The 19,474-nt window shown below is 41.0% G+C and carries 17 protein-coding genes, 1 tRNA gene and 1 pseudogene; 14 read left to right on the top strand and 5 right to left on the bottom strand.

Going from position 1 to position 19,474, the window contains the following annotated elements:
* Window positions 1–19 precede the first annotated feature (19 nt).
* The 3 genes from groL to GOL65_RS20325 all read right to left on the bottom strand — a co-directional run bounded on the left by groL (window position 20) and on the right by GOL65_RS20325 (window position 2,665).
* Window positions 20–1,666, bottom strand: a complete 1,647-nt coding sequence (groL, locus tag GOL65_RS20335; protein WP_140921261.1) for a chaperonin GroEL — start codon at window positions 1,664–1,666, stop codon at window positions 20–22.
* Between the two features lie 52 nt (window positions 1,667–1,718).
* Entirely contained in the window at window positions 1,719–2,012 is a 294-nt protein-coding gene (locus GOL65_RS20330; RefSeq protein ID WP_108901213.1) for a co-chaperone GroES, read from the bottom strand.
* A 173-nt stretch (window positions 2,013–2,185) separates the two neighbouring features.
* Window positions 2,186–2,665, bottom strand: coding sequence for an FxsA family protein (locus GOL65_RS20325; protein WP_140921262.1), 480 nt, complete (start codon window positions 2,663–2,665; stop codon window positions 2,186–2,188).
* Between the two features lie 406 nt (window positions 2,666–3,071).
* On the opposite strand from GOL65_RS20325, the gene aspA reads away from it, so the two are divergent.
* The 9 genes from aspA (at window position 3,072) to GOL65_RS20280 (ending at window position 14,314) form a co-directional block, all read left to right on the top strand.
* Window positions 3,072–4,496: an aspartate ammonia-lyase gene (gene aspA / locus GOL65_RS20320; protein ID WP_140921263.1), complete on the top strand. Its 1,425-nt coding sequence runs from the start codon at window positions 3,072–3,074 to the stop codon at window positions 4,494–4,496.
* Window positions 4,497–4,644: 148 nt separating this feature from the next.
* Window positions 4,645–5,946 carry an anaerobic C4-dicarboxylate transporter gene (locus tag GOL65_RS20315; protein WP_179038514.1) on the top strand — a complete coding sequence of 434 codons (1,302 nt, stop codon included), beginning with the start codon at window positions 4,645–4,647 and terminating at the stop codon, window positions 5,944–5,946.
* Between the two features lie 137 nt (window positions 5,947–6,083).
* Entirely contained in the window at window positions 6,084–6,428 is a 345-nt protein-coding gene (gene cutA / locus GOL65_RS20310) for a divalent cation tolerance protein CutA (RefSeq protein ID WP_140921265.1), read from the top strand.
* Window positions 6,404–8,149, top strand: a complete 1,746-nt coding sequence (locus GOL65_RS20305; protein WP_140921266.1) for a protein-disulfide reductase DsbD — start codon at window positions 6,404–6,406, stop codon at window positions 8,147–8,149. Before cutA ends, GOL65_RS20305 begins: the two co-directional genes overlap by 25 nt.
* 137 nt (window positions 8,150–8,286) lie before the next feature.
* Window positions 8,287–8,362: transfer RNA gene (locus GOL65_RS20300), tRNA-Phe, on the top strand.
* Window positions 8,363–9,214: 852 nt separating this feature from the next.
* Window positions 9,215–10,300, top strand: coding sequence for a UDP-N-acetylglucosamine--undecaprenyl-phosphate N-acetylglucosaminephosphotransferase (gene wecA / locus GOL65_RS20295; RefSeq protein ID WP_179038513.1), 1,086 nt, complete (start codon window positions 9,215–9,217; stop codon window positions 10,298–10,300).
* A gap of 115 nt (window positions 10,301–10,415) precedes the next feature.
* Window positions 10,416–11,684, top strand: a complete 1,269-nt coding sequence (locus GOL65_RS20290; RefSeq protein ID WP_140921267.1) for a polysaccharide export protein — start codon at window positions 10,416–10,418, stop codon at window positions 11,682–11,684.
* Window positions 11,684–12,118, top strand: coding sequence for an arsenate reductase/protein-tyrosine-phosphatase family protein (locus tag GOL65_RS20285; protein WP_140921268.1), 435 nt, complete (start codon window positions 11,684–11,686; stop codon window positions 12,116–12,118). The genes GOL65_RS20290 and GOL65_RS20285 overlap by 1 nt, the downstream gene beginning before the upstream one ends.
* Before the next feature lie 42 nt (window positions 12,119–12,160).
* On the top strand, window positions 12,161–14,314 hold the full coding sequence (locus GOL65_RS20280; protein ID WP_140921269.1) for a polysaccharide biosynthesis tyrosine autokinase: 2,154 nt from the start codon (window positions 12,161–12,163) through the stop codon (window positions 14,312–14,314).
* A gap of 67 nt (window positions 14,315–14,381) precedes the next feature.
* Here the strand turns inward: GOL65_RS20280 and GOL65_RS20275 are convergent, their stop codons facing one another.
* Both GOL65_RS20275 and tehB read right to left on the bottom strand, forming a co-directional pair.
* Entirely contained in the window at window positions 14,382–14,729 is a 348-nt protein-coding gene (locus GOL65_RS20275) for a DUF4156 domain-containing protein (protein WP_140921270.1), read from the bottom strand.
* Between the two features lie 174 nt (window positions 14,730–14,903).
* Window positions 14,904–15,767 (bottom strand): SAM-dependent methyltransferase TehB, encoded by an 864-nt coding sequence (gene tehB, locus GOL65_RS20270; RefSeq protein ID WP_140921271.1) that lies wholly within the window; start codon window positions 15,765–15,767, stop codon window positions 14,904–14,906.
* A 358-nt stretch (window positions 15,768–16,125) separates the two neighbouring features.
* Here tehB and GOL65_RS20265 point away from each other — a divergent pair.
* The 5 genes and pseudogenes from GOL65_RS20265 (at window position 16,126) to GOL65_RS20245 (ending at window position 19,467) form a co-directional block, all read left to right on the top strand.
* A pseudogene (locus tag GOL65_RS20265) lies at window positions 16,126–16,535 on the top strand (PPC domain-containing DNA-binding protein).
* Window positions 16,536–16,577: 42 nt separating this feature from the next.
* A complete protein-coding gene (locus GOL65_RS20260; protein ID WP_140921272.1) occupies window positions 16,578–17,156 on the top strand; it encodes an ECF transporter S component in 579 nt (192 codons plus the stop codon).
* Between the two features lies 1 nt (window position 17,157).
* Complete coding sequence (locus GOL65_RS20255) at window positions 17,158–17,850, top strand: energy-coupling factor transporter transmembrane component T (protein ID WP_140921273.1); 693 nt, start codon at window positions 17,158–17,160, stop codon at window positions 17,848–17,850.
* The gene (locus GOL65_RS20250) at window positions 17,838–18,677 is read left to right on the top strand and encodes an energy-coupling factor ABC transporter ATP-binding protein (RefSeq protein WP_228723172.1); all 840 of its coding nucleotides are present in this window, start codon (window positions 17,838–17,840) and stop codon (window positions 18,675–18,677) included. Before GOL65_RS20255 ends, GOL65_RS20250 begins: the two co-directional genes overlap by 13 nt.
* A complete protein-coding gene (locus GOL65_RS20245; protein ID WP_140921274.1) occupies window positions 18,664–19,467 on the top strand; it encodes an energy-coupling factor ABC transporter ATP-binding protein in 804 nt (267 codons plus the stop codon). The genes GOL65_RS20250 and GOL65_RS20245 overlap by 14 nt, the downstream gene beginning before the upstream one ends.
* Window positions 19,468–19,474: the final 7 nt, after the last annotated feature.

The following is a 19,474-nucleotide window of genomic DNA, read 5'->3' as shown; positions in this document are numbered from 1 at the left end:
GGCTGAATGTAGAGGGGAATTACATCATTCCGCCCATACCACCCATGCCGCCCATACCACCAGCAGCACCCATGTCTAATTTGTCATCTTTCGGCAGGTCAGTCACCATACATTCAGTGGTGATCATCAGACCAGCGATTGATGCTGCATATTGCAGAGCAGAACGGGTTACTTTGGTTGGATCCAGGATACCCATATCGATCATATCGCCATACTGTTCAGTTGCGGCGTTATAACCGTAGCTGCCGTCACTGGCTTTCACGTTGTTTGCCACAACAGATGGTTCTTCACCTGCGTTAGCAACGATTTGACGTAATGGAGCTTCCATTGCACGTACCGCAACACGAACACCAACGGTTTGATCTTCGTTATCACCCTGGAGACCAGCAATTTTCGCTGCAACACGAATTAATGCTACACCACCACCAGCAACAACGCCTTCTTCTACCGCTGCACGAGTCGCTTGCAGTGCATCTTCTACGCGTGCTTTCTTCTCTTTCATTTCGATTTCAGTTGCAGCGCCTACTTTCAACACGGCAACGCCGCCAGCTAATTTAGCTACGCGCTCTTGCAGTTTTTCACGATCGTAATCGGAAGTTGCTTCTTCGATTTGTTGACGAATTTGCGTTACGCGACCTTTGATAGCGTCTTCTTCACCAACACCATCAATAATGATGGTTGTATCTTTGTTGATAACAACGCGTTTCGCCTGACCTAAATCTTCCAGAGTGGCTTTTTCCAGCTCTAAACCGATTTCTTCAGAGATGACTGTACCGCCAGTCAGAGTTGCGATGTCTTGTAGCATAGCTTTACGACGATCGCCAAAGCCAGGTGCTTTAACAGCAGCTACTTTCACGATACCACGCATGGTGTTCACTACCAGCGTTGCCAGTGCTTCACCTTCTACATCTTCAGCGATGATAGCCAGTGGTTTACCCGCTTTAGCAACAGCTTCTAATACTGGAAGCATTTCACGGATATTAGAGATTTTCTTATCCACTAACAGGATGAAAGGACTTTCCAGCTCAACAGCACCTGTTTCTGGTTTGTTGATGAAATAAGGTGAGAGATAACCACGATCAAACTGCATACCTTCAACAACGTCTAACTCGTCTTCCAGGCCTGTGCCTTCTTCAACGGTAATAACGCCTTCTTTACCTACTTTCTCCATTGCTTCTGCAATCAGCGAACCAACGCTTGAGTCGGAGTTAGCAGAAATAGTACCAACCTGAGCAATCGCTTTAGAATCAGAGCAAGGTACAGACAGTTTCTTCAGCTCTTCTACTGCAGAGATAACTGCTTTATCGATACCGCGCTTCAGGTCCATTGGGTTCATACCCGCAGCAACGGCTTTCAAACCTTCAGTCACAATAGCCTGGGCCAGTACAGTTGCGGTAGTGGTACCGTCACCTGCTGCATCATTGGCTTTGGAAGCAACTTCCTTAACCATTTGTGCGCCCATATTTTCGAATTTATCTTCCAGCTCGATTTCACGCGCTACGGATACACCGTCTTTAGTGATTGTTGGTGCGCCAAATGACTTATCCAGAACTACGTTACGACCTTTTGGTCCCAGAGTCACTTTTACTGCATCGGCCAGAACATTTACGCCGCGTAACATTTTTACACGAGCATCATTACCAAATTTAACGTCTTTAGCTGCCATTTTCAGGTTTCCCTTAACTTTTCAATTCAGTTCAAAAAAAGAGCGCTCTAAATTACGCTTCAACAATCGCCAGAATATCGCTTTCGGACATAATCAGGACTTCATCGTTATCGATTTTTTCTACTTTGACACCGTAGCCATCGTTAAAAATAACGACATCGCCAACTTTTACATCCAGTGCTTTCACTTCGCCGTTTTCTAGAATACGACCTTTGCCAACAGCCAATACTTCACCACGGGTGGATTTTGCTGCTGCAGAACCAGTCAGCACAATACCGCCAGCTGACTTAGTTTCAACTTCTTTGCGTTTTACGATTACGCGGTCGTGTAGTGGACGAATTTTCATTGATAGCTCTCCTTTGAGAAGGTCCTTACCAGGTTAGGTTTGAGCAGGTACATTAAATTACCAGCCTCGTGGAAGTGATATTGGGGGCATTCACCTCCCCTTCAAGGGGGGAGGTGAAAAAAATTTGCATAAGCTGTTTTGCATAAACAATGAACAACGATCGATATGATGACTTAGAGGTCTGGATCTTTTTTGTCACCAATGTGTTTGCTTGTATCATCTTCTTTACGTTGAAACTCACCTTCAACGGTATATCCACTCTGACCGGTCGTTGATGAATTCCCGGGAGCTGGACGAAACACATGAATAAATGGCATCACTCTTAAAGTCAGTAGTTTCTGGACTGGTGGCAGCAACAGTAATAACCCTAAAAAATCGGTGAAAAAGCCGGGGATCAATAATAAGAAGCCCGCAAGCAACAGCGAAACGCTTTTCACCATCTCACCAGCAGGATTTTCACCAGTAGCCATCTTCTCTTGCATTTGTATTAATGTTTTTAGTCCCTGATGGCGGACCAGAGATACACCTAAACACGATGTCAGAATTATCAGAATTAATGTAAGTGCAACGCCAAAAACAGCAGCAACTTTAATAAAAATTGTGATCTCGATATAAACTAGCAAAAACAATAGAATTAACGGTAGCCAACGCACATAAGCTCCTTAACACTCAGAAATTAAATAATTTTTTACATAGTAACATACTGAAGCTATATCAAAAATAAGCATAATTAACATCAAAGTGACGTTTTGATAACCTATCATTAAAATTAGCAAAAGCAGTTTAATATACTATATATATAGCCTTGATATAGTGCTGACATCTTAAAAAATCAACTCTGACGACAAAAACAACAACTACCTCTTTAGTGTGATTTAAATCACGTTTATGTCATTAATATTTTTTATGATGCCAATAATCTGATCTAGGTTCATACTTTTAATCAAAAGGAGCTTATGATCTCCACACCAAGGGCGCCAACGCTTTTATAATATTGTAATCATTTAGCAACACAGTTTTTCACTATTTATTCATCTTGGTATATTAAAGAAGGTTTACATGTCAAATAACATCCGTATCGAAGAAGACCTGTTAGGGACACGTGAAGTGCCTGCTGAAGCTTACTATGGTGTGCATACTCTGCGTGCCATTGAAAACTTTTACATTAGTAACAGCAAAATCAGTGATATCCCAGAGTTTGTTCGCGGCATGGTAATGGTAAAAAAAGCAGCAGCAATGGCTAACAAGGAACTGAAAACCATTCCTCGTTCAATTGCTGATACCATCATTCAGGCTTGTGATGAAGTATTGAAAAACGGTAAGTGTATGGACCAATTCCCTGTTGACGTTTATCAGGGTGGTGCAGGTACCTCTGTCAATATGAATACTAACGAGGTTATCGCCAACATTGGTCTGGAGATGATGGGTCATCAAAAAGGGGAATATCAGTACCTGAACCCTAACGACCACGTCAATAAATGCCAGTCTACCAACGATGCTTATCCTACCGGATTCCGTATCGCGGTTTACGCCTCATTAATGAAACTGGTTGAGTCTATTGAAGTACTGCGTGCAGGCTTTGATCGTAAAGCAGTTGAGTTTAAAGAAGTCCTGAAAATGGGCCGTACTCAGTTACAAGACGCGGTACCAATGACTTTAGGCCAAGAGTTCCATGCTTTTAGCGTGTTACTAAAAGAAGAAGTAAAAAATATTACCCGTACTGCTGAGTTTTTGCTCGAAGTTAACCTTGGTGCAACAGCTATCGGTACCGGTTTGAATACACCGAAAGAGTACTCACCTCTGGCGGTGCAGAAGCTGGCTGAAGTTAGCGGCTTCCCATGCGTAGTTGCAGAAGACTTGATTGAAGCAACGTCTGACTGTGGCGCTTACGTTATGGTTCATGGCGCATTAAAACGCCTTGCAGTAAAAATGTCTAAAATCTGTAATGACCTTCGTTTACTCTCTTCAGGCCCACGCGCTGGCTTAAACGAAATCAACTTACCTGAGCTGCAAGCTGGTTCTTCTATTATGCCAGCTAAAGTTAACCCGGTTATTCCTGAAGTAGTTAATCAGGTTTGCTTTAAAGTTATCGGTAACGACATTTGTGTAACTATGGCTGCTGAAGCTGGTCAATTACAGTTGAACGTAATGGAACCTGTTATCGGTCAGGCTATGTTTGAATCAATTCACATTCTGTCTAACGCATGTCACAACCTGGTTGAAAAATGCGTTGATGGCATCACTGCCAATAAAGAAGTTTGTGAAGCCTATGTGTTCGGCTCAATCGGTATCGTGACTTATCTGAACCCATTCATTGGCCACCACAACGGTGACATTGTTGGTAAGATTTGTGCTGAAACCGGCAAAACCGTACGTGAAGTTGTTCTGGAGCGCGGTCTTCTGACCGAAGCAGAACTTGATGATATTTTCTCCATCAAGAACCTGATGCACCCAGAATATAAAGCAAAACGTTACGACGACTAGTTGCGAGAGAACTAAGACTCTGCAATAACCAAACAAAAGGCATGTCATTTGAAAAATAGCATGCCTTTTTAATACCCGTAGGAACTTGTAGTCGTTAACTTTGTGTTATCTATTTTTAATAACACGCATAAAATCAAGGAAATAATATATGTTAGCTGTGCAATTTGTGATTGTCCTGCTGGCCATCTATGTTGGTGCACGACTAGGTGGTATCGCCATCGGTTTTGCCGGTGGACTAGGCGTACTGGTTCTTACTACGGTTTGTCAAATCAACCCTGGTAATATCCCGTTCGACGTTATTCAAATTATCATGTCAGTTATCGCGGCAATCGCAGCAATGCAGGTTGCCGGTGGTATGGACTATCTGGTTAGTTTGGCTGCAAAACTGTTACGTAAACATCCTAAGTACATTACGTTTCTGGCGCCAGTCGTTACCTATGTCATGACAATCTTCGCTGGTACTGGTCATACAGCTTTCTCCACTATGCCAGTTATCGCTGAAGTAGCAAAAGGTCAGGGTATCCGTCCTTCTCGCCCTCTGTCTATTGCAGTTGTAGCATCACAGATCGCTATCACAGCATCACCAATTTCAGCTGCGGTTGTATTTACTGCTGGTATTCTGGAGCCTGTTGGTGTCAGTTACTTAGCCCTGTTAGGTATTTGTATTCCAACTACCTTTGTAGCGGTTATGCTGACTGCTGTTGTTAGTAACTTCCTGGGTAGTGAGTTAAAAGACGATCCAGTTTATAAAGACCGTCTGGCTAAAGGGCTGGTTAGCAATACAAAAGTTGCCGACATCGTGATTAAACCGGGTGCGAAACTTTCTGTTCTGTTATTCCTGCTTGGTATCGTTGCCGTTATGCTGTACGCAACAGCGATTAGTAAGTCTGTAGGCCTGATCGAAAACCCTATTTTAGGCCGTGACCATGCAATCGTTGTCTTCATGTTAAGTATCGCTACCGCAATTTGTGTGTTCTGTAAGATTGATACTAACGAGATCCTGAATGCGAGTACCTTCAAATCAGGTATGAGTGCTTGTGTCTGCGTACTGGGTGTTGCGTGGTTAGGTGATACTTTCGTTCAAGCTCACATCAACGAAATTAAAGAGTTCTCCGGCAGCCTGCTGCAAGAGCATTCCTGGATGTTAGCAATTATCCTGTTCTTTGCTGCTACGCTGCTTTACTCACAAGCCGCGACAGCTAAAGCACTGTTACCAGCAGCTCTGGCTCTTGGCGTAACACCAGTCGGTGTTGTAGCGTCGTTCGCCGCTGTTTCTGCTCTGTTCGTTCTGCCAACTTACCCAACTCTGCTGGCAGCAGTTCAGATGGATGATACGGGTTCAACCCGTATCGGTAAGTATGTGTTTAACCACTCATTCCTGGTTCCGGGCGTTATTGCTATTGCCCTGTCAGTACTGTTTGGATTCATTGTAGGTAATATGGTTCTGTAATTGCCTTTATAGACCTGAGGTGCTTGCATCTCAGGTCTATTCCTTTCTTTCTCTTCCTGTTACTGACAAACTCCCACTCAACCAGTATAGTGTTTTGCTGAATGCAACATGTTTTCCATCATCCAGAGGTAAACATTATGACAGCAGCAATTTCTGACAGTACCGATACCCACGCCATTGTAATTCTCTGTACTGCGCCCGATGAAGCGAGTGCACAAGAGCTTGCTACTTTAGTATTGGCTGAAAAATTGGCCGCCTGCGTCACGATTTTACCTGGTGCCACTTCCTTGTATTATTGGCAGGGTAAGTTGGAGCAGGAATATGAAGTCCAGATGTTGCTCAAAACTAATTGTCAGCATCAGGATGCTCTGATGGCAAAGCTAAAACAGCATCACCCTTACGAATTACCAGAATTACTGGCATTACCTGTCAGCAGAGGCGACAAAGAATATCTATCATGGCTCGACACATCACTAAATTAATTGTTCTCTTTTGGCTGACACTGTTTTGCACCTCATTTAGTGCACAGGCTTCACTCTTCGATAAAACGCCATCTGCCGGAAAGTTTGTCAGTGTCGATCAGGCTTTTGCCTTTGATTTTAGCCAGAATAACCAACATGTAATTCTCAAATGGGATATCGCACCGGGTTACTATCTCTACCAACACCAAATAAAAATTGAGCCCCAGAATACAACGATAGCTCCTTATACTTTTCCTACGGCGGAAAAACATAATGACGCGTTCTATGGCGATACCTTAATTTATAAAAATGCGTTATCAATACCTTTAACGCTTTCACAAGCTCAAAATAATTCGGTAATTACCGTTAGCTATCAGGGTTGCGCTGAAGCCGGATTTTGTTATCCGCCTGAAACGCGCACGGTTCCATTAAGTGAAATAACTGCAAGTAGTAATGCTGCGCCAACAACATTACCACCACAAACTGACAGTACAAATACTGAAGAATCACTCCCCTTCTCCCCTTTGTGGGCCTTAGTCATTGGTATCATTGCCGCAGCAACCCCTTGTGTGCTGCCTATGTATCCGTTGATTTCCAGTATTATTTTGGGAAATAAACAAAGCTATAGCCTGAAACGCACTTTTTTTCTGGCCTTTGTTTATGTTCAGGGAATGGCATTAACTTATACCGCATTGGGTATAGTTGTGGCTGCTGCTGGTATGCAATTTCAGGCCTATTTCCAACATCCTGTGGTTCTTATTGGTTTATCAGCATTATTCATTCTGCTGGCGCTCTCTATGTTTGGAGTTTATACCCTACAGCTCCCCTCTTCATTACAAACTAAAATGACCGGCTGGAGTAATAATCAAAAAGGTGGTTCTCCCTTAGGTGTCTTTATTATGGGAGCGTTGGCTGGACTTATCAGTTCTCCATGTACAACCGCCCCATTAACAGCAATTCTGCTTTATATTGCTCAAAGCGGCAATCTGCTCGCCGGTGGTGGAACGCTATATCTGTATGCCTTAGGTATGGGAATTCCCCTCATTCTGGTTACGCTGTTTGGCAATAAAGTGCTTCCACGCAGCGGCCCATGGATGCAATATGTCAAAGAAGGATTTGGGTTCCTTATCCTGGCACTCCCGGTGATTTTACTGGGCCGCCTGTATGGCGAGATTTGGGAACTACGGATGTGGTCGGCACTAGGATTAGCTTTCTTTGGCTGGGCTTTTATTATCAGTCTACGTTCCCAACAAGGATGGATCAGATTCCTTCAATTACTATTACTGGCTGCTGCGCTTATTGTTACCCGCCCATTACAGGATTGGGCATTTGGTCCTGCAACTCCACAGGCCCAATCTAGTACACATAGCTTATTTATGCCTGTTAATGATAGTGATGAATTACATCAGGCTCTGGCTAATGCCAAGGGCAAAATCGTTATGCTTGACCTGTATGCCGACTGGTGTGTGACCTGTAAAGAATTCGAGAAATATACTTTTAGTGCGCCATCTGTACAGAATGCACTGTCTGATGCAGTTTTACTTCAGGCGGATGTAACAGCGAATAATAAGCAGCATATCGCGTTACTGAAGGAGTTTCAGGTACTAGGCCTACCTACCATCCTGTTTTTCGATAAAGCAGGTAGAGAGCTCACTGAGCTGCGAGTATCAGGGTTTATGGATGCCGGACAGTTTACTGAGCATATTGAAAAAATCAAAAAGCATAGCGCCCAAACAGAATAATCCTGCGCCTGTTTCGCTGAATATTTAGACATAACCATAAAATTCGAGTGAAAAAACAGCGGTTGATCGGAATTTGCTGCTTAAAAGACAGAAAGCCATTGACGATAAGGCGCAGATCCGGTTTAATGCGCCCCGTTGCCCGGATAGCTCAGTCGGTAGAGCAGGGGATTGAAAATCCCCGTGTCCTTGGTTCGATTCCGAGTCCGGGCACCATCATTTAGAAAACCCGCCTATTGGCGGGTTTTTGCTTTTGTGGCTCCTGAAACATCAATAATTAGAATTCGTATTATTTTTATATGAATTTTTTTCAAGGCAATAATTACATATTTGTAACAAGTGAAAATTTAAATACAGAACCAAAGTAATTTATGATCATCCTAATTGGCGAATTATAATTACCAAATATCCATTACCTGTCAGATATACTAGCTATTTTTATGACAGTTATATTTATTGAGCCTATAAAAATAGTCCCCCTCTTAAGAATCACTCAAGAATTTCATAAATTTTTATAACAACCTAATTAAAATCATTATGTTATAGTGATTTACTCTCCATAATCATATTACTCAACTTAATAAATCACATTGATTATCAACTAATGATTAGTGCTGCAACCTACTAATATTCAGACAATTTTAATATTAAAATGGAATAGTTCCTGAAAATCATCAGAAAATAACTGCCCGTTGCTTTAATCCATCTACTCCTTTAGAATTCACATATACGTATTACTGTAATTTGAATCAGTATATACTATCGCGTAAGTAAACAATTATGATTCTGTTGTCTCATAATTGTTTTAAATGGATAAAAGAAAAAAGATAGTAAACTGACAGGAAGTCATGTTATGCGTATTCCCACTGGATACTCCTTTCGTTAGCTATCTATTTTATATTATGCATAATTTCTATCTATCGATTGAAACTATCTGTTTTTATATATGAAATAGCATCAAATAAATTATCAATTATATTAATTCAGCAAAATGGCAGCTGTAAGTCATGGGCGGTAGCTTGCTCTAAAAAACCCTGCAAATTTGCACAAAAGGGCGAAAGGTATTCTGTGTTACTCTTTTTACTCTCGGCATCGGCTTGCTGTTTAACCATCTTATTGATAAGCCGAACTTTCGCTATCCAGATTGATCTTGTAGACAAACCCAATGGTCGTAAATTGCATCAAGGGCATATTCCACTGGTTGGAGGTATTTCAATCTACCTTTCAATGTGTGTTATGTATTTCTTTTCAGATGGATACCTGCCACACAGCACCGCCTATTTGATTGGTGCGTCAATGTTGCTTATTGTTGGCATATTAGATGACCGTTTTGATTTACCAGTTTATCCAAGAATAATTATTCAAGCTCTGGTTATTATTCTATTAATGGTGGATGGAGCTCATCTTTATTCACTGGGTAATTTATTACCTCATGATATTCTGATATTAGGCTGGGCTGGATATATTATAACTTTATTTGCCATGTGGGCATCCGTTAATGCATTTAACATGACCGATGGCATAGATGGTTTGCTTGGTGGACTTACATGTATTTCACTATTAGGATTGAGCATCTGTTTTTATTTAGGAAAGCAACAGAATTTATCCGTATGGTGTCTTACTCTTATCGCAATTATTATTCCTTATTTATTACTTAATTTAAGTATTCCATTTGGCAAGAAATTTAAAGTCTTTATGGGAGATGCGGGTAGCACGTTAATTGGCTTTACTATTCTTTGGCTATTATTATTAGCCACCCAAGGTAATAATGCAGTTATTGCTTCAGTAACAGGCCTATGGCTAATAGCGATTCCTTTAATGGATATGGTCACGGTAATGCTTAGTCGCATTCTCAAGGGAAATAGTCCTTTTAAACCAGACCGGGGACATTTGCACCATATTTTAATGAATCAGGGGCTAAGTTCACACCAAATGCTTCTTATCATAGTAACTATCGCACTACTTCTGACTTGTTTGGGTATTGTATTAGAACAATTTAAAATTAAAGAGATAATTTCTCTTCTTCTGTTTTTAAGCGTATTTTCCATCTATTTCTATTTAATAAGAAAATTACAATTAACCGCGGTTACGTCAGAGGCTGTAAAAGAACTGCGGACACATGATAGTAATATTAACCAAGTAATATATAAGTGATTTTAATAAAATAGCCTTAGTTTTTTACCTTGACTATACAACAATGCACTTATCAGTAATCGCGCTATCACAAATTATCAGATTACTAACGCATTCCTAATATGACCTAAACTTTATGGCAGTATATGAAATGAAAATATCTATAATAATACCATCATTAATAACCATGGTCTTTCTAAATGGTTGTACTCTGGAGCCTGGTAGCCATCTTTCGACCTCAAATAAGACAATTCAGGAGCAGGGAGATGAGAATTTTGATATTAACCAGATGGTTAATGTTTATACCATTACTCCACAATTAGTTGAACAACAGCGGACTCACCCCGTAGTTGCTCAGGCTAACCCCGATTTGGAAAAAGAACTACAAAACTACGAATATCGTATCGGCATTGGTGATGTACTAATGGTAACCGTATGGGACCATCCTGAGTTGACGACACCGGCAGGCCAGTATCGTAGCGCCAGCGATACGGGGAACTGGGTACAATCTGACGGTACTATTTTTTACCCTTATATTGGTAAAATATCCGTTAAAGGCAAAACAATGGCCCAAATACGTACAACGATAACAAACCAGCTTGCTCAATATATTGAATCTCCCCAAGTCGATGTCAGTATTGCCGCTTTTCGAGCTAAAAAGGCCTATATTACTGGCGAAGTAACGAAATCCGGTCAACAATCTATCACCAACATTCCATTGACCATCATCGATGCACTTAATCAGGCGGGAGGGCTTACGGAAAATGCTAACTGGAACAATGCAATACTTACCCGCAATGGCGAGAAATTTCCTGTATCTTTAAATGCATTAATGCAACATGGTGATTTAACCCAGAACCGTTTGTTGCATGATGGTGATATTTTATATATTCCACGCAATGATGATTTAAAAGTCTTTGTTATGGGTGAGGTCAAAAAACAAAGTACATTACGAATGGATCGTAGTGGTATGACATTAACTGAAGCGCTGGGAAATGCCGATGGAATTGATCAAGCAGCAAGTGATGCCAGCGGTATATTTGTTATTCGTTCTATTCATAAAAACACGGATACAACAAAGAATAATGCCATTCTTAAAGAAAGTAGCGACACTGCAGATAACTCATTGTTATTTAGTCCTCTGAAAGAAGAAGAGGATAATGACGATATTAAATCTGATGATAATGCTGATAATAAACTAGCCAATATATATCAGTTAGATGCAAAAGATGCTTCTGCTCTGGTATTAGGTACTGAGTTCCAATTGCAACCTTATGATATTGTTTATGTTACAACAGCCCCAATATCCCGTTGGAATCGTGTGATTAGCCAGCTAGCCCCAACAATAACCAGTATTAACAGTATGACTGAGTCAACTCGTTGGATGAGAAATTGGCCAAACTAATGTTTAACTCTATTCTGGTGGTTTGTGTAGGTAATATTTGCCGTTCTCCAATAGGGGAACGGCTGTTACAAATACAGCTCCCTGATAAAACTATTGAATCCGCGGGTTTAAAAGCCGTCGTGGACCATCCAGTAGAAAAAACAATGACAGAAATTGCACTACAACATGAAATTTCGGTCTCAGATCACAAAGCTAAACAGTTTAATGCTCAACTCTGTCGCCAATATGACTTAATTTTGGTCATGGAAAAAATGCATATGGAAATGATAAATCATCTGGCTCCAGAAGCCAGTGGCAAAACAATGTTATTTGGTCACTGGAATAACCAACGTGATATTGCCGATCCTTATAGAAAGAGCAGAGAAATGTTTGAATTAATTTATCAACAGTTATCTGAATCTGCTGATATGTGGGTAAAAGTGCTTAAACACTAATAAATATCAATGAAGATAGCATTAGAATAAGTAGGAATGAGTATGTCAGAAAATCGTAGTACCTCACATAAGAATCCTAAAGAAGAAGACGAGATAAATTTAGGAAAGATTCTAGGAACCATTATCGATAAAAAATGGTTACTCATCTCTATAACCATATTATTGACTCTGATTGGAGCTTTTTACTCTTTATTTGCTACTCCTATTTATCGAGCTGACGTACTTATTCAAATAGAAAAAAATCCTACCAATAGTCTCTTAAATAGCGTTTCCGAAATTTTATCCAGTAATATTACACCATCAACAGCGACAGAGATCGAGCTGATAAAATCACGAATGGTCATAGGAAAAACTGTTTCCGACCTGAGTTTAGACATTGAAGTATCAGAAAAATATTTTCCCATTGTTGGAGAAAAACTGTCTAAATGGCTAAAAATCAAACCAGCTCAGGTTGCTATATCTAAATTTGATATTCCAGAGACAATGTATAATGATGAATTCACTCTTACAATCTTATCCGATAATCAATATAATCTGAAAGGGGATGGTATTGATATAACAGGAAAAATAGCATCACTTGAAAAAAACAATAACATCTCTATTTTAATCAGTGACATTATTGCTCCTGTAGGAACTACATTTAAGATAAAGAAAAAAGATTACCTTACTACGATTAATAATGTGTTATTAGATTTATTAATTCAAGATACGACTAAAGATGGTGGCATACTTAGACTTTACGTAACGGGAAAAGATAAAGAAAAAATCAAAAAAATTGCGGATAGCATTAGTAATAATTATTTACAGCAGAATGTCGAGAGAAAATCAGAAGAAGCTGCAAATAGTTTAGACTTTCTCAAAGAACAATTACCACTGATAAAAAAGCAACTGGAAGAGGCCGAGTTTAAACTAAATACTTTCAGACAAACCAACGAGTCTGTTGATTTAACTTTAGAGGCAAAATCTATACTTGATTCTATGGTTGCAATTACCTCGCAATTAAATGAAGTAACGTTTAAAGAAGCTGAAATATCAAAGTTATATACTAAAGAACATCCAGCTTACCGTTCGCTATTAGAGAAGAAGAATACATTACTGCAGGAAAAAGAACGCCTGAACAAAAGCGTTACTAATATGCCTAAAACACAACAAGAGATTTTAAGGTTAACCAGAGATGTACAATCTGGTCAGGAAATCTATATGTTGTTATTAAATAAACAACAAGAGCTCAATATTAGTAAAGCCAGTACGGTAGGAAATGCCAGAATTATTGACAGAGCGATTACACAACCAGAAAAAATAAAACCAAAATCATTGTTAATTGTGGCGTTATCATTTGTTGCTGGAATATTTCTCTCGATCTTAATCATCTTCATCCAGGAACTGTTCCGAAGAACCATTAACGATTCATCACAACTTGAAAGTATAAGTATCAATATTTATGCCAATATTCCATTATCTAAAAATTTAAAAAACAGAAATAGAAAACAACCGTCAACAAATAACACAAAATTGTTAGCAGTAGAGCAAGAAACTGATTTAGCGGTTGAGGCCATAAGAAGCCTGAGAACCAGTTTGCACTTTGCTATGCTTGATGCCAGCAATCGAATCTTAATGATTACTGGCGCTACATCAGGCATCGGGAAAAGCTTCATCAGCAGTAATCTTGCTGTTGTTGTAGCACAATCAGGAGTCAGAGTTCTTTTGATTGACGCCGATATGCGAAAAGGAGGACTACATAAATTATTCAAGATAACGATGAATAATGGGCTCTCCGACATTCTTTCTAATAATAAAGAAATCGAAAAATGTGTTTATAAAACAGGTGTTAATGGTTTGGACTTTATTCCCAGAGGAGCAATTCCTCCTAACCCATCAGAGTTATTAATGAATAAGTATTTCTCTGCATTTGTTGAATGGGCTGGTACAAATTATGATCTGATTATTTTTGATACCCCACCAATACTCGCCACAACAGACTCAATGATTATTGGCAGATATTCAGGCACAAATCTGTTAGTTGCCCGATTTGAACACAGCTCTGTCAGGGAAGTGGAAATGTCACTTAAGCGTTTTGAGCAGAATGGTCTGACGATAAAAGGACTTGTTCTTAACGCCGTCCAACAAAGAGCATCCAAATTCTACGGCGACGGGGTCTTTGAGTATTATTCTTATAAATCAGAAAATAACTCATAACGTTATAGCATTTATAAACTAAACAACGTCAGCTCCGGTACGCGCCGGAGCTGAATTCATCAGCCAGTTAATTTGGGCAACGATAAACCTGCCCGCTGACTTTACTGTCCAGAGGAACAAACTCAGATAAGAAGCTTTGTCCTTGTCCACTAACACCATAAATAACATTTCCACCCATGGCGGCCGCTTTATTACGTAGATCGTTCGTTGCGCTGGTTACTGAATCATATTCACTGTTAGCTCCAGACAACCAGTTACTCTGACTACCTTCTGCTGAGCCTAATAACTGGCATGTAGCACCTGGTTGTTCATCAACTATCCTGACTTGCTGCCCGGCACCGCTTAGCGTGTTAGTGCTGGAACAACCAACCAACAGTAACGCTGCCACAAGGTTTAAACACAATTTAACCCGCATGTTTCCCCCATATCATATTGAGAATCTGACTGATTCTAACAAAAAACTACAGGTTGCTTTAAGCATCCCCTGTCACATTTACCTGAATCATGACTCTGGATCGAGTTACCAACCCAGCTTACCCTATTCTTTTTATCCGTGCCCGAAGTAAATAATTGATGAGATAATGAAAAATCAGGCAACTTTCTTCGCCAGAAGCGTCGCAAAACGTAGCTTGATACGATTACCATCACTATCTGTCTTATGTAGCTCCCCTACATCTTCGTTATATTTAATAATCTCCCAACCTTGATAATAATCTTTCAATTCTCCCTGACCAAAGGTAAAAGAAAAGGGTACCGAACAAGGGTAGTCTTCCGTCGACATTGCAGAAACAATTAGGTTGTAGCCGTTGTTCTCGGTCTTATCCTGCATATTTTTAATAATGGCAGGTACTCTTTCTCGATCCAAAAACATAAATACTACGGTAGACAGAATAAAACCGTATGTATCATCAATCGTCTGCTCATTGATATTGAAAACATCAGCCTGAATACCACTTAGCGATTCAGAATGGATAATCTCCTGAAGTGCACTGATACTCTGTTGGTTTTTGTCTAATGCTTTGACATCAAAACCAAGTTTATTTAAGTAAAGAGAGTTTCTGCCTGAGCCACATCCCAAATCCAACACCTTGCAAGGCATAACATAACGCGTTGCATTGAGCACTTCAGAATGTGTTTTCGTCATACCATACTTCTTATTGGTATAGTCTTCTGGTCGACAATGAAAATCTAACTGACATTCAATATCCGAAGAACAACTAACGATCTTATGCCACTCCTGTGGCTTAATCAGTTCAGGCTGACGGTGAACAGAATACTGTTCGGTACGAATAATCTCACCATCACCAGTTAAAAAAGCAAACGTCACCTCACCTTTAAATAACGTCAATTTTGCCCAAGTTCCTTGCTGAGTATTATGTTTTTCCTGAAACATGGCAGGTAACGTTTCGCTGTTCCAACGAGGCAGTTGCTTGTAACAAACAAGGTTTTCCATATTGAATCTCTTATGCTTGAATTAATCGGCCTAAAAACAGTGATTATCTTTGCTATAGCATCGATAGTAACGCAATTCCTACTGTTGAGCTGAATAAAAGCACATTCCTTAATTTACTTTTATTTATTTCAGTTTATAAAAATTAAGTTCTGCAACTGTTTTGTTTCTTGTTTATCTTCCCATAATAAACATCTATTCATCTGACAACGTCCTCTCGATCTCTCTGCATACTCAGATCTGGTGATTTCTCACTTCATCTCTTCTATCTTTTACAGATAACGCTATGATATGTCGGCTCTCCATAAAATTGGGTATGTAAGCCATCACTAACACCAGTGAAATAGCAGGCAAATATTCTATGAATCATCAGATTAGCTCCTATTCTAACGCGCGCTTTTTTGCTTTACGCCTCTATCCCGGCCAGGAGCTATTAAGCACGCTAAAAACGTTTATTACTGAACAAAATCTGCAGGGTGCGTGGGTAGTTTGACAGATGTTGCACTGCGCTTCGCCGGGGAATCGGATACCACAGTATTCAGTGGAAAATTTGAAGTTGTTTCGCTGATAGGTACTCTGGAGCAACAAGGGGAACATCTGCATTTGTCGGTTTCCGATCGGACGGGGAAAGTTACTGGTGGCCACATCATGCCAGGATGCACGGTCAGAACAACACTGGAGTTAGTACTGGGAGAATTGGAACAATTGCGTTTCAGTCGGCAGCCTTGTTTATTGTCAGGTTATGAAGAACTGGTTATTAATAACCGTTAATAGCACTTATTATTTTAAATTTATTTCGTCATCGAGGTTTCTATGGCAAGTAATGCCGTTTCCAGTCGTACTCTGGTTCTCATGGTTATGTCTATTGCAATTAATATGATTGGTGGGCAAATTGTTTCCATGCTCAAACTCCCCATCTTTCTTGATTCTATAGGCACTATGTTATGTGCTTTATTGGCCGGCCCCTGGGCTGCGATGTTCACTGGATTATTAACTAATCTGCTCTGGGGATTAATCTCCGGTCCAATTGCGGCGGCCTTCGCTCCTGTTGCTATGGTGATTGGTCTGGTTTGCGGCATTATGGCTCGCATTGGCTGGTTTCGCTCACTACCAAAAGTTATCGTCTCTGGCATCGTTATCACGCTGGCATTAACGTTAATCGCAGTGCCCATTCGTACCTACCTGTTTGGTGGTGCTACCGGTAGTGGTGCAGATTTCTTTGTTGCCTATATTAATGCGGTAGGACAGAACTTAGTTGAATCTGTCGCTATTACGGTGATTGGGGTAAATCTGGTTGATAAAATTCTGACTGCCATTATTGCCTGGCTATTAGTCAGAGGATTGCCACAAAGAACACATAACAGCTTTCCTAATATGGCAGCAGTTCGCTAATATGCATCCATTCACCTCATTAATATTATGGGGATGGCTAGCTCTGACAGCACTACTTTTGCCGTTGGGATATGCCCTATTAATCTACAGTGCAAGTATGTTTGCGCTGCTTTTAATACTGCCAGACACCCGACACCGTTGGCGCTATGTCGTCTGGTTTATGGTTCCAATGGGATTAGGATTATGGCTGGCACACTGGTTAAATGGAACCCCACTGGATCAGCAAAGAATGCCAATGGCTATCGCACTCTGGCTAAAACTATTGGCAATTGTCAGTAGCGCCCAAATCTGGTTACAAAAAGTCCCGACTCGCCAGTTTGTACGAGCGCTATTTGCCAGCCGATTACCCATCAGCTTTGCTTATGTTTTAGCAGGTCCGTTGCTGGTTGTGGAACAATTACGCCAACAATTACACACGATAAGAGATGCACAACTAGCCCGGGGAATTCCTCTGGACGGTTCCTGGCATCAACGATTGCGAGCCATTCCAGCCCTGTTACTACCATTAACCAGTAATGCGATTAATGAACTGGCAATACGAGGGGCTGCGTTGGATATGAAAGCTTTCAGAGTGCATGCTCACCGGACAACGTTGTGGGCACCACCAGACAGCCGGCTACAGCAAGCCAGTCGTTACGCTTTACTTCTGCTTTGTTTAGCTCAAATCGGAGGGTATCTCTGGTGGTTATATTAAAAGATGTCACCTTTACACCACGTGGAGAAGAAAAACCGCTACTTGGCCCTCTGAGCCTTACGCTGCCAGACGATCCATTTTTTGTTATTTATGGAGGTAACGGCAGTGGAAAAAGCATACTGGCCCAACTGCTGGCTGGATGGTTTCCGGAACAACTGACAGGTAATCTAAACGGCACATTACAAATATTTGGCGAGAATATAGGGCAAGTCCCGCTATCAACTCACGCGGCACAGGTACAACTCATTCAACAATCACCACAGCTTCAGCTTTCTGGTTGTACATTCAGCGTTGAAGAAGAGATCGCATTTGGGCCTGAGAATTTGGCTTTGCCACCCGATGAGATTCTTAAGCGTATAAATGAAGCTTTGGACAGTACTCATAGTCAGCACTTACGTACACGACATCCCTCAACGCTGTCTGGCGGAGAGGCCCAGCGAGTCGTTCTGGCTTGTGCTTTAGCAATGCGTCCTAAATTACTGTTGTTAGATGAAGCGTTTAGCCGATTAACACCCAAAGCGACAGTACAATTGTTATCCGAGCTCAAGAGCTATGCTTTACGCCACAACTGCAAAATCATTTTATTTGAGCGGGCATTTTTACCAGCTGCAAAATATTGTGCCCAGGCTCTGGTACTCAAACAAGGACAACAGCTGATTCAAGGGGCTATCTCACAAATTTTTCAGATGGCGATGACTCAGATTAATGCTCCGGATGCCTGGCAGGTCATTCATTTACTCTCAACTCATCATGCCTGGCCGGGAGAAATTCCCCGCACGGAAAATGAACTCATCTGCGCTTTTAAGGATCAATATGCTGGCTTTTAATCATGTCTCCTTTCGTTGGCCAGAGGCTTCGACATATTGTCTGAATAATCTCAACTTAAGCCTGAATCAGGGAGAGCGCGTCGCGTTGGTTGGTGATAATGGCGCGGGAAAATCGACATTGTTACGTCTGGCGGCAGGCTTACTGAAAGCAGATGAAGGTCAGATTATGTTGAATGGCATGGACCTTTCACAGCAAAAAGCCCGGCAAAGGGCTATGAATATCGGCATCCTGTTTCAGGAAGCGGAAAAGCAGATATTTCATAGCAGCGTGAGAGATGAAATTGCCTTTGGCTTAAAACAACGGAATTTAACGCGAGAACAAATAGCAGAATATACAGAACAAGCATTGATACTGTGCGAGCTAACTGAACTGGCAAACAAACATCCGTTAGATCTTCACGCGGGCCAGCGAAGAATGGTCGCCGTTGCCTGTCTGGCCGCCTTATCTCCGCCATTACTACTTCTGGATGAACCAAGCCGTGATTTTGACGCTTACTGGCTTAAGGTTTTTGAGAAATGGCTGGCCCATTGCCAACAGTCAGGCGCCACCATTTTAACCATTAGCCACGATTTAGATTTTGTTGCTCGCCACTATTCACGAGTCATACATTTATCCGGAGGGAATATTATAAACGATGGTTCTCCGTCGTGCGTCCTGCGTACCGAAGAGCTACAAGAACCCGGAGAGCTACCATCACCAACGCTATATGCTCTCAATCAGGTATTGTCACTCGATTATCCGAATACACCAGAAGAATGGAGTCACAGCTGGTTAAACCGGTCACGCTAAAAGCAGA

The sequence above is a fragment of the Limnobaculum xujianqingii genome (assembly GCF_013394855.1).
Lineage (GTDB): Bacteria > Pseudomonadota > Gammaproteobacteria > Enterobacterales > Enterobacteriaceae > Limnobaculum > Limnobaculum xujianqingii.
This window is presented reverse-complemented; position numbering and strand designations above follow the sequence as displayed.

Excerpts from the sequence above, each read along its gene's own strand:
- GOL65_RS20330 (WP_108901213.1), bottom strand. The coding sequence starts at position 2,012 with ATGAAAATTCGTCCACTACACGACCGCGTAATCGTAAAACGCAAAGAA.
- aspA (WP_140921263.1), top strand. The coding sequence starts at position 3,072 with ATGTCAAATAACATCCGTATCGAAGAAGACCTGTTAGGGACACGTGAA.
- GOL65_RS20305 (WP_140921266.1), top strand. The coding sequence starts at position 6,404 with ATGGCTCGACACATCACTAAATTAATTGTTCTCTTTTGGCTGACACTG.
- GOL65_RS20285 (WP_140921268.1), top strand. The coding sequence starts at position 11,684 with ATGTTTAACTCTATTCTGGTGGTTTGTGTAGGTAATATTTGCCGTTCT.
- GOL65_RS20290 (WP_140921267.1), top strand. The coding sequence starts at position 10,416 with ATGGCAGTATATGAAATGAAAATATCTATAATAATACCATCATTAATA.
- GOL65_RS20245 (WP_140921274.1), top strand. The coding sequence starts at position 18,664 with ATGCTGGCTTTTAATCATGTCTCCTTTCGTTGGCCAGAGGCTTCGACA.
- GOL65_RS20275 (WP_140921270.1), bottom strand. The coding sequence starts at position 14,729 with ATGCGGGTTAAATTGTGTTTAAACCTTGTGGCAGCGTTACTGTTGGTT.
- GOL65_RS20260 (WP_140921272.1), top strand. The coding sequence starts at position 16,578 with ATGGCAAGTAATGCCGTTTCCAGTCGTACTCTGGTTCTCATGGTTATG.
- tehB (WP_140921271.1), bottom strand. The coding sequence starts at position 15,767 with ATGGAAAACCTTGTTTGTTACAAGCAACTGCCTCGTTGGAACAGCGAA.
- GOL65_RS20280 (WP_140921269.1), top strand. The coding sequence starts at position 12,161 with ATGTCAGAAAATCGTAGTACCTCACATAAGAATCCTAAAGAAGAAGAC.
- groL (WP_140921261.1), bottom strand. The coding sequence starts at position 1,666 with ATGGCAGCTAAAGACGTTAAATTTGGTAATGATGCTCGTGTAAAAATG.
- GOL65_RS20315 (WP_179038514.1), top strand. The coding sequence starts at position 4,645 with ATGTTAGCTGTGCAATTTGTGATTGTCCTGCTGGCCATCTATGTTGGT.
- cutA (WP_140921265.1), top strand. The coding sequence starts at position 6,084 with ATGACAGCAGCAATTTCTGACAGTACCGATACCCACGCCATTGTAATT.
- GOL65_RS20255 (WP_140921273.1), top strand. The coding sequence starts at position 17,158 with ATGCATCCATTCACCTCATTAATATTATGGGGATGGCTAGCTCTGACA.